Source organism: Denitrobaculum tricleocarpae (genome assembly GCF_007004665.1).
Classification (GTDB): Bacteria; Pseudomonadota; Alphaproteobacteria; order Kiloniellales; family Kiloniellaceae; genus Denitrobaculum; species Denitrobaculum tricleocarpae.
The window spans coordinates 1-12849 of sequence record NZ_ML660058.1; the positions used below are offsets into that span (position 1 = coordinate 1).

11 protein-coding genes and 1 pseudogene are annotated in these 12849 nt (G+C 59.9%); 2 read left to right on the forward strand and 10 right to left on the reverse strand.

What is annotated here, in order from left to right:
* A pseudogene (locus tag FKG95_RS19050) lies at positions 1-113 on the forward strand (IS5/IS1182 family transposase); the annotation flags it as partial.
* Between the two features lie 72 nt (positions 114-185).
* On the opposite strand, the gene FKG95_RS19055 reads toward FKG95_RS19050, so the two are convergent.
* The 5 genes from FKG95_RS19055 to FKG95_RS19075 form a co-directional block, all read right to left on the reverse strand.
* Entirely contained in the window at positions 186-1157 is a 972-nt protein-coding gene (locus tag FKG95_RS19055) for a transporter (RefSeq protein ID WP_142898010.1), read from the reverse strand.
* Between the two features lie 405 nt (positions 1158-1562).
* Complete coding sequence (locus tag FKG95_RS19060; protein WP_142898011.1) at positions 1563-2882, reverse strand: TRAP transporter large permease; 1320 nt, start codon at positions 2880-2882, stop codon at positions 1563-1565.
* Complete coding sequence (locus FKG95_RS19065) at positions 2882-3454, reverse strand: TRAP transporter small permease subunit (protein ID WP_142898012.1); 573 nt, start codon at positions 3452-3454, stop codon at positions 2882-2884. Before FKG95_RS19065 ends, FKG95_RS19060 begins: the two co-directional genes overlap by 1 nt.
* Before the next feature lie 85 nt (positions 3455-3539).
* Complete coding sequence (locus FKG95_RS19070; RefSeq protein ID WP_142898013.1) at positions 3540-4562, reverse strand: TRAP transporter substrate-binding protein; 1023 nt, start codon at positions 4560-4562, stop codon at positions 3540-3542.
* 14 nt (positions 4563-4576) lie between these two features.
* The gene (locus tag FKG95_RS19075; protein ID WP_142898014.1) at positions 4577-5149 is read right to left on the reverse strand and encodes a gluconokinase; all 573 of its coding nucleotides are present in this window, start codon (positions 5147-5149) and stop codon (positions 4577-4579) included.
* A gap of 56 nt (positions 5150-5205) precedes the next feature.
* Between FKG95_RS19075 and gntR the strand changes: the two genes are divergently transcribed.
* Positions 5206-6306, forward strand: coding sequence for an HTH-type transcriptional regulator GntR (gene gntR / locus FKG95_RS19080; protein WP_142898015.1), 1101 nt, complete (start codon positions 5206-5208; stop codon positions 6304-6306).
* A 158-nt stretch (positions 6307-6464) separates the two neighbouring features.
* On the opposite strand, the gene FKG95_RS30000 is transcribed toward gntR, so the two are convergent.
* The 5 genes from FKG95_RS30000 to FKG95_RS19105 all read right to left on the reverse strand — a co-directional run bounded on the left by FKG95_RS30000 (position 6465) and on the right by FKG95_RS19105 (position 12780).
* Positions 6465-7100 (reverse strand): PEP-CTERM sorting domain-containing protein, encoded by a 636-nt coding sequence (locus FKG95_RS30000; RefSeq protein WP_218940265.1) that lies wholly within the window; start codon positions 7098-7100, stop codon positions 6465-6467.
* A gap of 473 nt (positions 7101-7573) precedes the next feature.
* Positions 7574-8200, reverse strand: a complete 627-nt coding sequence (locus FKG95_RS19090; RefSeq protein ID WP_142898016.1) for a sarcosine oxidase subunit gamma — start codon at positions 8198-8200, stop codon at positions 7574-7576.
* Positions 8193-11204, reverse strand: coding sequence for a sarcosine oxidase subunit alpha (locus FKG95_RS19095; protein ID WP_142898017.1), 3012 nt, complete (start codon positions 11202-11204; stop codon positions 8193-8195). Before FKG95_RS19095 ends, FKG95_RS19090 begins: the two co-directional genes overlap by 8 nt.
* A gap of 16 nt (positions 11205-11220) precedes the next feature.
* Positions 11221-11514, reverse strand: coding sequence for a sarcosine oxidase subunit delta (locus FKG95_RS19100; RefSeq protein ID WP_142898018.1), 294 nt, complete (start codon positions 11512-11514; stop codon positions 11221-11223).
* A 12-nt stretch (positions 11515-11526) separates the two neighbouring features.
* On the reverse strand, positions 11527-12780 hold the full coding sequence (locus FKG95_RS19105) for a sarcosine oxidase subunit beta family protein (RefSeq protein WP_142898019.1): 1254 nt from the start codon (positions 12778-12780) through the stop codon (positions 11527-11529).
* Positions 12781-12849 lie beyond the last annotated feature (69 nt).

Here is a 12849-nt window from a genome sequence, read left to right on the forward strand (position 1 = left end):
TGTTCTGCAGGCTCAAGGATTTCAGGAGGATAGCGACCCGCTACGACAAGCGTGCCGACACCTTCCTCGCGGCCATATGCCTCGCCGCTTCCATCACTTGGTGGATCAATTGAGTCCCGACCCTAGAGAAGGGCGAGACTTTTTTTGTCTCGCCCTTCGTTCCTCTCTTACATAGAGAGCGGGTCTTACATCGACAGCACGAGGTCGAAGTAGACGCGGTAATCGAAGATGCTGTCGTCCTTGTCGGTGATCGGCGTTTCCGCGCCGAGGCCGAGCTGGATGTTGTCATCGAAGCGGTAGCGGAAGCCGCCGCCGACGGTGACCGTGGTGCCGCGGTCGTCGCTGCCGAAGTTCAGCACATCGACGCCGTCGAGCTTGCCGAGCGCGCCGGTCAGGCGTTCGCCGCGGGTGATCGGGGTGAAGCCGTTCATTTCCACGATCGGGAAGAAATCGGGGAAGAGTTCGTAGTCACCATGGACCGAATAGTGGAGGATGGAGGTGTCCTCTTCCGTATCGAGCGCCATGTTCGCGCCGATACTGGCCTGAAGCCCGAAGTCGCCGAAGGTCGTGGCGCCGGTCAGGAAGGGGTTGAGGAAGCCGTCGCCGTCGCCCTGTAGTTCGATGCCGCCGGTCTCCAGATCGTTGATCGGGATCTCATAACGCAGGCCCGCGGTCAGAAGAGTTTCGTCTTCCGGCTTGGAGATAATGGCGTACTTGAAGCCCAGCGTGAGGTTTGCGAAACCGGATTCGTCCTCGAGGACTTCGTCGAACTGGAAGTCGGCATAGCCGTCCTTGGTGGCGATCAAACCCAGGCGGTCGGTAATCGCGAGCCGCAGCTGCAGGGCGACCAGGTTGACATCGCCGCCACCTGTGACGAATTCATCGGGCAGCCGGTGGTAAAAGTAAAAGGCGCGCGCTTCGGTCGTGATGTAGGGGGTCTCGTTAAAGATCGGGTTGGTCAGCGGGGCGACGTAGCGGCTGTGTTTGCCTTCGCCCAAAGATCCTTCGAGATCGAAACCGAAGGGATTGAAAGTATCGTCGGCGGCAAGGGCGGTCTGAGGCACAGCGCTTGCCGCAAGCAGAAACGATGCTGCGGCGATCCGGGGCACTGCTGTTGTCACGGCCCGGGTCACCGCATCGCAAAGTCGATTGGTCATGTCTTCTCCGTTTTATTCGGACCCCTGTGTCGGGACCGCGCAATGGACGTTCAGGTGCATGCGCCACGAAACGATCTTCATGCCCTGCCTTGCACAGCCATGGATTACCAAGAGTTGTGCGTGCGATGACAGGGCATCATGATTCTAGAAAGACCAACCTCCAGCAGATTGCCGACTCGAGGCGCTTGTAAATAAAAGGAGAAATTCGGGGCGTGGACATTGATACAGGTCAAGCTGTGGTTCGGAAATGACAACGCCTGGTTAAAAAAGATGTTTAAACGCGGATGTGGCCCAACCAAAGAGGGGTTTGTTTAAACGATCCGGAAAATCCGCACCTTGAGCTTTGCGAGGCAAAATGGATGAGGTGACTGCGAGCCTCATCCATTAATTTCCGGGATCGAGGATCTAACGCCCGGTGATGCCAGGAAACGCAATCAACATCGCGACGGCAAGGATCTGCAAGCAGATAAATGGCAGCAGTGAGCGGAAGATCGTCGCAAGCGAGATATCCGGTGGCGCGACACTTTTCAGATAGAAGGCAGCCGGCCCAAACGGCGGCGACAGGAAGCTCACCTGCATGTTCATGGCAAAGAGAACGCCAAACCACACGGGATCATAGCCAAGCGTGATGATCACCGGTACAAAGATCGGCATCGTCAGCAATGCGATGCCGACCCAATCCAGGAACATGCCCAAAATGAAGAGAATGAGCATCATGAAGAGCAGGACAATCGTCGGGTTCTCGGAGATGCCGGTGATCAGGCCCGATACGAAGTTGATCCCGCCCATCAGATTGAAAACGCCGACAAGAGCGCTCGCACCGATACCGATCCACACGATCATACCGACGGTTCTCAGCGCTTGAAGGGCGGCACCCTTTAACATTCCAAAGGAAAATTCACCGCGAACGAGTGTCGAGAGAATGACTCCGAAGACGCCGACGGCAGATGCTTCCGTGACACTGGCAATGCCGCCATAGATCGAACCCAAGACACCGACAACAACCATCATCGGGAGGATAAGACCTTTCAACAGCTTCAATTTCTGCGCCGTGGTGAGATCGTCGTCTTCCGATGGGATGGGCGCGAGTTGTGGGTTCATGTATGCGCGGATAAGGATGTAGGTGACATAAAAGCCCGCAAGCATCAGTCCCGGCAGAAAGGCGGCGGTAAATAGGTCTCCGATAGAGACATTTGCGGTCAGGCCGTAAATAATCAGAACGATGGACGGCGGAACCATTGTGCCCAGAGCGCCGCCGGCGCAAACAACCCCGATCGCGAGATGTTTGTCGTAGCCCAGACGCAGCATCTGCGGCAGGGCGACAAGGCCGAGCAGCACGACTTCTCCGCCGATAATTCCAGACATCGCCGCCAGGATCACGGCCACCGCAATGGTCTGAATGGCGACACCGCCCCGCAGGCGGCCGCCGACAATCTTCATGGCGTCAAACAGGTCCCGCGCGATACCGGAGCGATCCAGGATGGCTGCCATCAGCACGAACATCGGCACCGAAACAAACACGAAGGAGGATACAAACGAGAAGATGTTGCTGGTGATGAGCGGGACGACAGTGGGGCCGAACCAGCCCAGTGCAAAAATCAACGCCACCATCAAGGTGACATATGCGAGCGGCATGCCCGTGAGCAGAAGCAGCATAAGTACGATGAACATGACAAGGGTGCCATATTCGATACCGAGCGCTTGGAAAGAGCCGAAGATTTCCATCAGCTTTGCGCCTCACCTGGCTTCTTCCGGGCATAGTTGTAGGCCAGAATGAGGAACTGGACGCACATGATGCTCATGATGATGAACAGCGAAACCTTTACCAGGCCGGGATAAACCGGATCCCACGCGCTGCCGGACCGCTCCAGCCGGAACGTGCCGTCGGGCATAAATGCGGCGCGCTGGACCATGATCCAGGACGCCCACGCGAACATGCCGCAGGCGGCTGCGCTTATAATTGAAATCGCAATGTTTAGAATCCGTCGCACGCGCGGCGGCACAAAGTCGTATATCAGAACGACTCTGATGTGCTGATCCCGTGCCGCGCAGTAGAGCCCGCCGTAAATGAAGGCCATGCCGCAGATGAAGATGGTCGTCTCATGCGCCCAGATTGTCGGGGCATTGAAGAGATAGCGGAGGATGACTTCATTGATGAGGATCGCCATCGAGAGAACGATGCCGATGGCGAAAACGATTCCTGTTTTGTCGATGATGCGTCCCAGGAAGCCGGCTTCCGCAATGGAGCCCGGGTCATCATGATGGCGCGCTCCGCCCGGATTTTCTTTTTCCGTCATTCTGTTTCCCAACTACAAAAAAAGCGGGCTGCCCAAGGCGCTTTGGTGCGCGGGCAGCCCGGCAAATCTTTGCGAAGACTGCGTCTTATTTGATCAGGCCATTTTCTTCCAGGTAGCTGGTCAATACATCGTAAACGCGCTGAGCATTCTTTGAACGCTCGGCAACCTTGACCCACTGCGATGCCGCGATCTTTCTGAACTTGGCGCGCTCTTCCGCCGGCCAATCGGTCACGGTTACCTTGCCGCCGGCCTTTGCAGCTTCAACAGCTTCCTTATCCTTTGCGGCCAGAGCGGCCACTTGAGAAAGCGCGAACTCGTTTACGGCTTCCGTGATCGCGGTCTGTGTCTCGGCGTCCAGTGAGTCCCATTTTGCCTTGTTCATTGAAACCTCAACGAGCGGCATTGAGTGGAAGCCCGGATATACAGGGTTTGAAGCCACGTCATGCAGGCCCTGGGATGCATTGGTGGAGAAGACCGAGTAGTCCGCAGCTTCGATCACGCCCTTGTCGAGAGAGGTGAAAACCTCGGAACCCGGCAGGTTAACAGGGGAGGCGCCAGCCGCGGCGAAGACCTGCTGAACCAGACCCTCGGGTGCGCGCATCTTAAGGCCCTTCAGATCGTCGACGCCATTGAGAGGCTTTTTGGAAACGAAGGCTTCCAGGCCGGGGGTCGTTGCGCCGATGAACTGGAGACCGTAGGGGTTCATGAGCTCGTTCATGAGCTCCTTGCCGCCACCCTTGTTCATGAAATCGAACATCTCTTGCGGGGCGGACCAGGCGCCGACAGGATTGGCGATCAGGCCGAACGCCGGGTCTTTGCCTGAGAAGTAGGAGGTGTCGGTGATGTGGCCATCAAGGATGCCGCCGGCAATCGCATCCTGGGTCTCGGTATGGGCGACAATGGATTTGACCGGCAGCAGTTCGATGGCAACCTTGCCGTTTGTTTTCTCTTTAACCAGCTCGGCCCAGCCCTGCTGCAGAATGAAGTTAGGATTGCCTGACGGATCCGAAGACTGGAACTTCAGTGTCATATCCGCCGCAAATGCGGAGGTCGACAGGGCAGCAAAAACGACCGAGGCCGCTGCCGCTTTTGTGAAGTTTTTCAACATGCGTTTTTTCTCCCTTACATATGTTTTCGGTGAAGATCGCGGTGAGCGTTCAGAGCGATTGCTTCATTGGAGGCAGCGTTTGAGGCTGCCACAAATCTCAGAGCCCGGCTTGTAAGTGCGTCTAACGGGTCTGAAAAATCGAGTGCGAGGCCAGGCTCATCGTTTGACAGTGGTTGCAGAATTTCCAGTTGGCTGTCGAGCAGACCCGCGCCGACGAAGTGCCCTTTGCGCGCGGCAAGGCGCTGCGCAAGCAGTTCGCGCGAACCGGCCAGGTGCAGAAAGGTCAAACCTTCAACCCGCGCGCGGAGATGGTCCCGGTAAGATCGTTTCAAGGCTGAACAAGCTGCAATGGCAGGGGATGAAAGCCTGTTCATTTCCCTTGCGATTCCGTCCAGCCAGGGCAGGCGGTCATCGTCGGTCAGGGGGACATTCGACGACATTTTCGCTTTTGCCTGGGGGGTGTGGTGGTCGTCAGCCTCGACGAAGACTGCCCCGAAATGCGCGGAGAGCGCCTTGGCCAGAGTCGTTTTTCCGGAGCCGCAGACACCCATCACAACAATCGGCGGGTTCACGCGTGAGGTCGTCATTGAGAAACTTCCAATTATGCAGCGACAATACTCGGTCTATCGCGCTGACATACTTGATGTTTGCGCAAACATTTTGTCAAGTATCAATTTCCAGGATATGTTGTGTGCATAAAGAGTGGAAAGCTAATTTATTGAAAAAAATAGATAATTATAGACCAACGCTGGCCGATGTTGCTGCGGAAGCTGATGTTAGCGCTATGACTGTGTCGCGTGCCCTGCGCGAGCCTGGCCGGGTTTCCGAGGAAACACGCAATCGGATTAATGCTGCCATCGAAAAACTGGGTTACGTTCCGGATCCCGCTGCGCGCACGCTGGCCGCGAAGCGCTCGGACATTATAGGGGTCATCGTGCCGTCGGTTACCAACAGCGTGTTTTCGGATGTCATGAACGGAATCTACTCCGTGGCGGAAAACACGCCCTACCAAATCCAGTTCGGCAATTCCCATTACTCACCGATCGAGGAGGAGCGGCTGCTGCGAACCTTCCTGGGCCAAAAGCCCGTGGGGCTTATCGTTTCGGGCATCGATCAAACGCCAACCTCAAAGGCACTGCTCGAGAAAGCCCCTTGCCGGGTTGTACAGATTATGGAGACCGCGCCCGATCCGATCGACATGATTGTCGGCTTTTCTCACCGTGACAGCGCTGTGGCGGCCACGCGCCACCTCCTGGATCAGGGATACAAAAAACCGGGGATGCTGGCGGCACGCATGGACCCTCGAGCGCAAAGGCGCGTCGAGGGCTTTCGGCAGGTTGCGACGGAGAGGGGCCGATGGAACGAAGAGGCTGTTGTGATGACGCCAGCGCGTTCAAGTGTCACGTTGGGTGGACATTTGATGGCTGACCTGCTCTCGAAGGTCCCGGAGACCGATGCTATCCTCTGCAACAACGACGACCTTGCGTTAGGGGCTTTGTTCGAGTGTCAGCGCCGTGGCATCAAAGTTCCTGAAGATATGGGTATTTGCGGCTTTAACGATCTGGAGATGATGGCCGCGGCTTATCCATCCCTGACAAGTGTCCGCACCTTTCGCAGCGAGATTGGCAAGCAAGCCACGCATATGCTGCTCGCTGCGCTTTCCGGTGAAGGACCAGCCGAAATGATGCACGATGTCGGTTTTGAGGTGATTGCCCGGCAGAGTACGCAACGCAGGCCAGGCTAAGACCAAGGCCATTGAGGAACGCGAGGCCGCCACACTGGACCACGAAACCGGGGCAGGTGATCCCCATTGGGCGATGACGCTCTGAGCCTGCAAAATAAAGAAAGGGCGGCCCCTTGAGAACCGCCCTTCGTAACGTCTCGCCCTCGAAGGGAGAGTGTTTAGCCAGCCTTGCGGCGGCGTGTCCAGCCGAGGCCGACCAGGCCCAGACCCAGCAGCGCCAGCGTGCCGGGTTCCGCAACCGCCACGACCGGGGGAGCAATGTCGTAACTTGTGGCCTGGATTTGGATGCCGAGATCGCCAACCGCAGCCGGAAGACAGACGATTCCACCGATGCACCTGATCGTAATCTTCGAGAAGGAAAGGCCATCAAAGAGGGCCGTCAGGTCGTTGGTTTCGATCTCGAGGGTGTGAAAGGGAAGCGAACGCGCGCCGAGGCTGCCGCCGCTAGCGAAGGCTTCGACCTGGTAAAGCGCATTGCCGACCTGCGGGATGTCGCGGACCGTCAAGGTCACGTTCGTCACCAATTGCCCGTAGTCGATCGTCATGCTCTCGCGGACGTCCAGAGAATTGTTGTCCTGATCGCCCACGATGCCAAGGCCACGTTCTCCGATGTAGGATCCTGAAAAGACGTCCGCGGAACCGGTAACCGTCGTTCCGGCGAGTGAAAACGACGGCGCCTGACCGTCAGGAATCGTGGTGTAGTCAGCGATGATCGCACCGGCATTCGCGTTGCCGAGGCCCAGCAGCATGAGAATCATAGCTGCCATCGCGGTAAGTACTCTGAAGTTAGCCATGGTCTATTTCACAGTCTTAAGTCCTCTGCCCAAGGCGCAGAAGCCTCGGTTGGTATTGTTCTAGGGAGTCAGGATGCCGACCATAGCTAACAGCGCGCGAAGCCGGACAGCCTGTTCGTCCGAAATAAAAGCAAGAATCGCGCCGATTTTAAGTTTATAGTAAAATCAATGGGTTGGTGTTTTTGCGTGTCGCTTGTTCGATAAGAGTGTAAAATTTCTCGACCAAATTTGTGTGTTTTAAATTAGTAATATGTGAATATTGTAAATAATTATTGCAGTACTAAAAATCCTGTCGACTTTTATTTTTACTTAAAAGTAAAAATATTTTACTTCGCGTTGAAATTCGAATATAGGGAAAGTTAATCGACTTCTTCTGGAGCTTACGGAGCATTGATAACTCTTGCTTTATTGTGCGGAACACAATTTGTACGCGCAGAGTCAGATCCTTCACTAAATCCAAATTTGAAGCGGCTTCACGCACTAACGGCCACCCCATATTCCCCCGCCGCGTCCTCGATCCAGCGCCAGAGGTACTCGGCGAAGCTGCTGCGGACGTAGATTTCGAAACTCGGCGTTTCGTCTTCCAGCCGGCGGAAGACCACGGCGGCCTTGGCCATGTCGCTCTGGGCGCAGCTACCCGGCGCGAAGACGCTGTCGTGGAAGTCCAGGGTGCAGCCCTTGGCCAGGGTGTCGATGGCGTTGGGGCCGGAGACGGCGATGCAGCTATAGCCTTCGCCCACATCGGTGACGGCGGCGTGCTGGCCGGTCAGGGCGTCGCGCAGCTTGTCGGCGAGGGGCGGGGTCTCGTCTTCGCTGATCGCCCACCATTCGTCGGGACCGAGCCACAGCAGCGAAGCGTCTTTACTCGCCGCTGCAGTGTTGGGCGAAGTTGTACTATTAGGTGTTAGGGGCAGCTCCGCGCCCAGGACGGATTTGGCCGCGTTCTGGAAGGCCTCCGACTTGGGATCGCCGCGCAGGTTGACGATGCGCCGGAAGGGACGCTCGGCCATAAGAACGCCCGCATCGCCGGTTTCTTCCGCGGCACGGCTGGGCAGGGCGAGCTGCGAGAGCGGGCTTTGTCTGAGATAGGCCTCAACCACGGGTCCGCTCTCCTTCCTTATCGTAGAACACAACGTCGCTGACGCTGCAGGTGATCACCTTGCCGTCCGCCTGGGGCGAGTAAAGTTTCTGGCCCATGCGTGCGCGGCCGCCCTTGATCAGGGCCATGGCGATGGAGCGTTCGCAATTGGGGCTGTGATAGCTGGAGGTCACGTGACCGACCATGGCCATGGTCGGCCCGCTCTCGATCTTCTCGACCAGCTGTGCGCCCTCGGGCAGCACCGTATCGGGTGAATCGGTCAGCAGGCCGACCAGTTGCTTGCGGTCCGGCTTGTCCATGTCCGAGCGATAAAGCGATCGGCGGCCGACGAAGTCCTTGGTCTTGGAGACGATCCAGTCCATGCCCAGGTCGATGGGCGTGACCGAACCGTCGGTATCCTGACCCACGATGATGAAACCCTTCTCGGCGCGCAGCACATGCATGGCTTCCGTGCCGTAGGGGGTAATCGCGTACTTCTCACCGGTGGTCATCACCGCCTGCCAGAGGGCCGCGCCATAGCTGGCGGGCACGTTGATCTCGTAGGAAAGATCGCCGGTGAAGGAGATCCGGAAGACCCTTGCGGGAATGCCCGCGACCGTGCCGTTGCGCCAGGTCATGAAGGGGAAGGCATCGGCGGAGAGGTCGATATCGTCGGTCAGCTCGGCCAGCAGCTTGCGGGCATTGGGACCGGCGATGGAAACCGTGGCGAATTGCTCCGTAACCGAAGTCAGATAGACCTCCAGCTCCGGCCATTCTGTCTGCAGGTATTCCTCCAGATGCGCCAGGACCGGCGCGGCGTTGCCCGACGTCGTGGTCATGAGGAAGTGGTTCTCGCCCAGGCGGCTGGTGACCCCGTCGTCCATGACCATGCCGTTCTCGCCCAGCATCAGGCCGTAACGGCAGGACCCGACCTTCAGCTTGAGCCAGGCGTTGGTGTAGACCCGGTTCAGGAACTCCGCCGCGTCCTTGCCCTGAATGTCGATCTTACCCAGGGTCGAGGCGTCCATCACGCCGAGGGAATCGCGGCAGGCCCTGACCTCGCGGTTGACCGCCGCGTGCATGTCTTCGCCCTCGTGGGGGAAGTACCAGGGGCGCTTCCACTGGCCCACGTCCTCGAAGGCCGCGCCCGCCTGCTCGTGCAGGGCATGCATCGGGGTTTTGCGGGCGGGATCCAACAGGTCGCCGGTATCGCGCCCGGCGAAAACGCCGAAGGTCACGGGGGTGTAAGGCGGACGGAAGGTGGTCACGCCGACGTCCGGGATCGGACAGCCGAAGTACTGGGAGACGATGGCGATGGCGTTGACGTTACTGGTCTTGCCCTGGTCCGTGCCCATGCCGGTTGTGGTGTAGCGCTTGACGTGCTCGATGGAGCGGTAGCCCTCGCGCAGGGCGAGATGCAGGTCCGCCGCCGTGACGTCGTTCTGCACATCGACGAAGTGCTTGCCGCCGTGGCCCAGGGGCTTGTCGCCAGGGACCAGCCAGAGCCAGCGGGCAGGCAGGAAGTCCCGGTCCTCGGCTTGCGGCGCGCTGCCTTTCTTCCGGCTCTTGATGCCGGCGGCTTTCGCGGCGGCCAGTCCGGCGTCATACCCTTCGCTCAGGCAGGCGCCCAGTCCGAAGCTGCCGTTGCAGGCGCCCGCCGTGCTGGAGGCCTGGGCGCTGTCGCCTGGGACGAAACAGGCGTGGGCCTCGTCGAAGAGGATCTTGCCGCGGGACTGGCTGTGCAGATGCACGGTCGGGTTCCAGCCGCCGGAGACCGCGACCAGATCGCACTCGATATGCTCGCCGACCGCCTTGGCGCTCTCGCCGTCGTCGCTCAGGCGCGTCACCTGGACCGCCTTGACCCGCTTGTCGCCGGCAGTGGCGGTGATGGCGTGGCCGTCCAGAATCCGAAGGCCGGCGTCGCGGGCCTTTTCGGTCAGGGGCCCTTCCGCGTAGGCGCGCAGGTCGACGACGGCGGCGATGTGGATCCCGGCCTTATGCATGTCGAGCGCCGCCGCATAGGCGCCGTCGTTGTTGGTGAAGACCACGGCCTTGCTGCCGGGCTTGACCCCGTAGCGGTTCACGTAGGTCCGGCAGGCGCTGGCCAGCATGATGCCGGGCCGGTCGTTGTCGGAGAAGACCAGGGGCCGCTCGATCGCGCCGGTGGCGATGACCACCTGTTTTGCCCGCAACTTCCAGAGACGATGGCGCGGCAGGTTGGCGGGCTTGTCTTTAAGGTGATCGGTCAGGTTCTCCATCAGGCCGATGAAGTTGTGATCGAAGTAGCCGTAGGTTTGCGTGCGGGTCAGGATCCGGACGTTGTCCAGGCCTTCCAGTTCGGCGCGCGCGGCAGCGACCCACTCCAGCGCGGGCTGGCCGTCGATCTGCTGATCCGGTTCGCTCAGCAGACTGCCGCCGAGCGTTGCGTCCTGTTCAGAGAGAATCACGCGTGCGCCGCTGCGGCCCGCGGAGAGGGCGGCGGCCAGTCCGGTCGGACCGGCGCCGGTCACCAGCACGTCGCAGTGCGCGAAGGTCTTATCGTACTTGTCCGGATCGGGACCTTCGGGGGCCTTGCCCAGGCCCGCGGCGTTCCGGATGATCTTTTCGTAGGTCATCCAGAGCGAGGCCGGCCACATGAAGGTCTTGTAGTAGAAACCCGAGGGGATCAGGCGCGAGGCAAGGTTGTTCACGATGCTGACGTCGAACTCGACGCTGGGCCAGCAGTTCTGCGAAGAGGCTTTCAGGCCGTCGACCAGCTCGATCTGGGTGGCGCGCAGGTTGGGATCCGTGCGCGCCCCTTCGCCGACCTGGATCAGCGCATTGGCTTCCTCGGCACCGGCGGACATGATGCCGCGCGGGCGGTGGTACTTGAAGCTGCGTCCGACCAGATGGACGCCGTTGGCCAGCAGGGCGGAGGCGAGGGTGTCGCCTTCGAAGCCCTGGTAGACCTTGCCGTTGAAAGTGAAGGAGATCGGCTTGGAGCGGTCGATCCGTCCCCCTTCGGTCAGGCGAAAACGTGCGGGCATGTCTTTACTCTTCCAACTAGACGTCTTTGCGCAGATCGAGTTTGGGCGGCTTGCTGCCTGTCTCGTAAACCGCGAGAACCTCATAGGTGACCGTGTCGCGCGCGACGTTGAACCAGCGCCGGCAGCCGCTGGTGTGCACCCAGCGCTCCAGGAACACACCCTTGGTGTTGCTGTTCATGAAGACGTAGTCACCCCACTCCTCGTCGGAGAGGTTTTCGCTGTCCTTCGGCCGCTCGATATGCGCTTCGCCGCCGTAGGAGAACTCGGTCTCGAAGCGCGGACCGCAGTAGGGGCAATTGATTTCAAGCATGGTCTCAGTTCCCTAGTGAGCAACAGCGGCGGCGCCGTGCTCGTCGACCAGATAGCCGCTGTTGAAGCGCTCCAGCGAGAAGGCTTCGTTGAGCGGGTGCGGGCGGTCGTTGGCGATGGTGTCGGCGAAGACCCAGCCGGAGCCCGGCGTGGCCTTGAAGCCGCCGGTGCCCCAGCCGCAGTTGATGAAGAAGCCCTCGACCGGGGTCTTGGAAATGATCGGGCTGGCGTCCGGGCAGGTGTCCACGATGCCGCCCCACTGGCGCATCATGCGCATGCGCTTCAGGCTCGGGAAGAGCTCGCAGATGGCGGCCAGGGTCTCTTCGGTGACCGGCAGGCTGCCGCGCTGGCCATAGCCGACGTACTTGTCGACGCCTGCGCCGATCACCAGTTCGCCCTTGTCGGACTGGCTGATGTAGGCGTGGATCGCGTTGGACATCACCACCGTGTCGATCACCGGTTTGACCGGTTCGGACACCAGGGCCTGCAGCGGGTGGGAGACGACCGGCAGGCGGAGGCCCGCCATCTCGGCAACCACCGAGGCATGGCCCGCGACCACGACGCCGACCTTCTTGGCCTTGATCAGCCCCTTGGCGGTCTGCACGCCGGTGACCCGGCCGTTCTCGATCTCGAAACCGGTGACCGGGCATTCCTGGATAATGTGGACCCCGTGTTCGTCGGCGCGCCGGGCATAGCCCCAGGCCACGGCGTCGTGGCGGGCGGTGCCGCCGCGCCGCTGGTTGGAGGCGCCCAGGACCGGGTAGCGGCCATTGCCCCGCAGGTCGATGATCGGCACCAGGTCCTTGATCTGGTGCGGGGTCAGGAATTCGGAGTCGATGCCGTTCAGGCGGTTGGCGTTGACCCGGCGGGCGATATCGCGCAGATCCTGCTGATTATGGGCCAGGTTCATGACGCCGCGCTGGCTGAACATCACGTTGTAGTTCAGCTCCTGGCTCAGGCCTTCCCAGAGCTTCATGGCGTGCTCGTAAAGGCCCGCGCTCTCGTCCCAGAGGTAGTTGGAGCGCACGATCGTGGTGTTGCGGCCCGTATTTCCGCCGCCCAGCCAGCCGCGCTCGATCACCGCCACATTGCGGATGCCGTGGATCTTGGCCAGATAATAGGCCGTCGCGAGGCCATGTCCGCCGCCGCCGACGATCACCACGTCGTAGGAAGACTTCGGCTCCGGGCTGCGCCAGGCCTCCGGCCATTTCTCGTGATAGCTCAAGGCGTTGCGCATCAAGCTGAAGATCGAATAGCGCGACTTCATGACTGCTCGTGTCCCCTATGCGCGGGCGGGCTTGCCCGGCTTTATCCAACGCACGAAAACCGGCCGCCG

Bases quoted from the DNA above. Each gene is read 5' to 3' on its own strand.
- FKG95_RS19055 (WP_142898010.1), bottom strand. From the start codon at position 1,157: ATGACCAATCGACTTTGCGATGCGGTGACCCGGGCCGTGACAACAGCA.
- FKG95_RS19060 (WP_142898011.1), bottom strand. From the start codon at position 2,882: ATGGAAATCTTCGGCTCTTTCCAAGCGCTCGGTATCGAATATGGCACC.
- FKG95_RS19065 (WP_142898012.1), bottom strand. From the start codon at position 3,454: ATGACGGAAAAAGAAAATCCGGGCGGAGCGCGCCATCATGATGACCCG.
- FKG95_RS19070 (WP_142898013.1), bottom strand. From the start codon at position 4,562: ATGTTGAAAAACTTCACAAAAGCGGCAGCGGCCTCGGTCGTTTTTGCT.
- FKG95_RS19075 (WP_142898014.1), bottom strand. From the start codon at position 5,149: ATGACGACCTCACGCGTGAACCCGCCGATTGTTGTGATGGGTGTCTGC.
- gntR (WP_142898015.1), top strand. From the start codon at position 5,206: ATGTTTGCGCAAACATTTTGTCAAGTATCAATTTCCAGGATATGTTGT.
- FKG95_RS30000 (WP_218940265.1), bottom strand. From the start codon at position 7,100: ATGGCTAACTTCAGAGTACTTACCGCGATGGCAGCTATGATTCTCATG.
- FKG95_RS19095 (WP_142898017.1), bottom strand. From the start codon at position 11,204: ATGCCCGCACGTTTTCGCCTGACCGAAGGGGGACGGATCGACCGCTCC.
- FKG95_RS19100 (WP_142898018.1), bottom strand. From the start codon at position 11,514: ATGCTTGAAATCAATTGCCCCTACTGCGGTCCGCGCTTCGAGACCGAG.
- FKG95_RS19105 (WP_142898019.1), bottom strand. From the start codon at position 12,780: ATGAAGTCGCGCTATTCGATCTTCAGCTTGATGCGCAACGCCTTGAGC.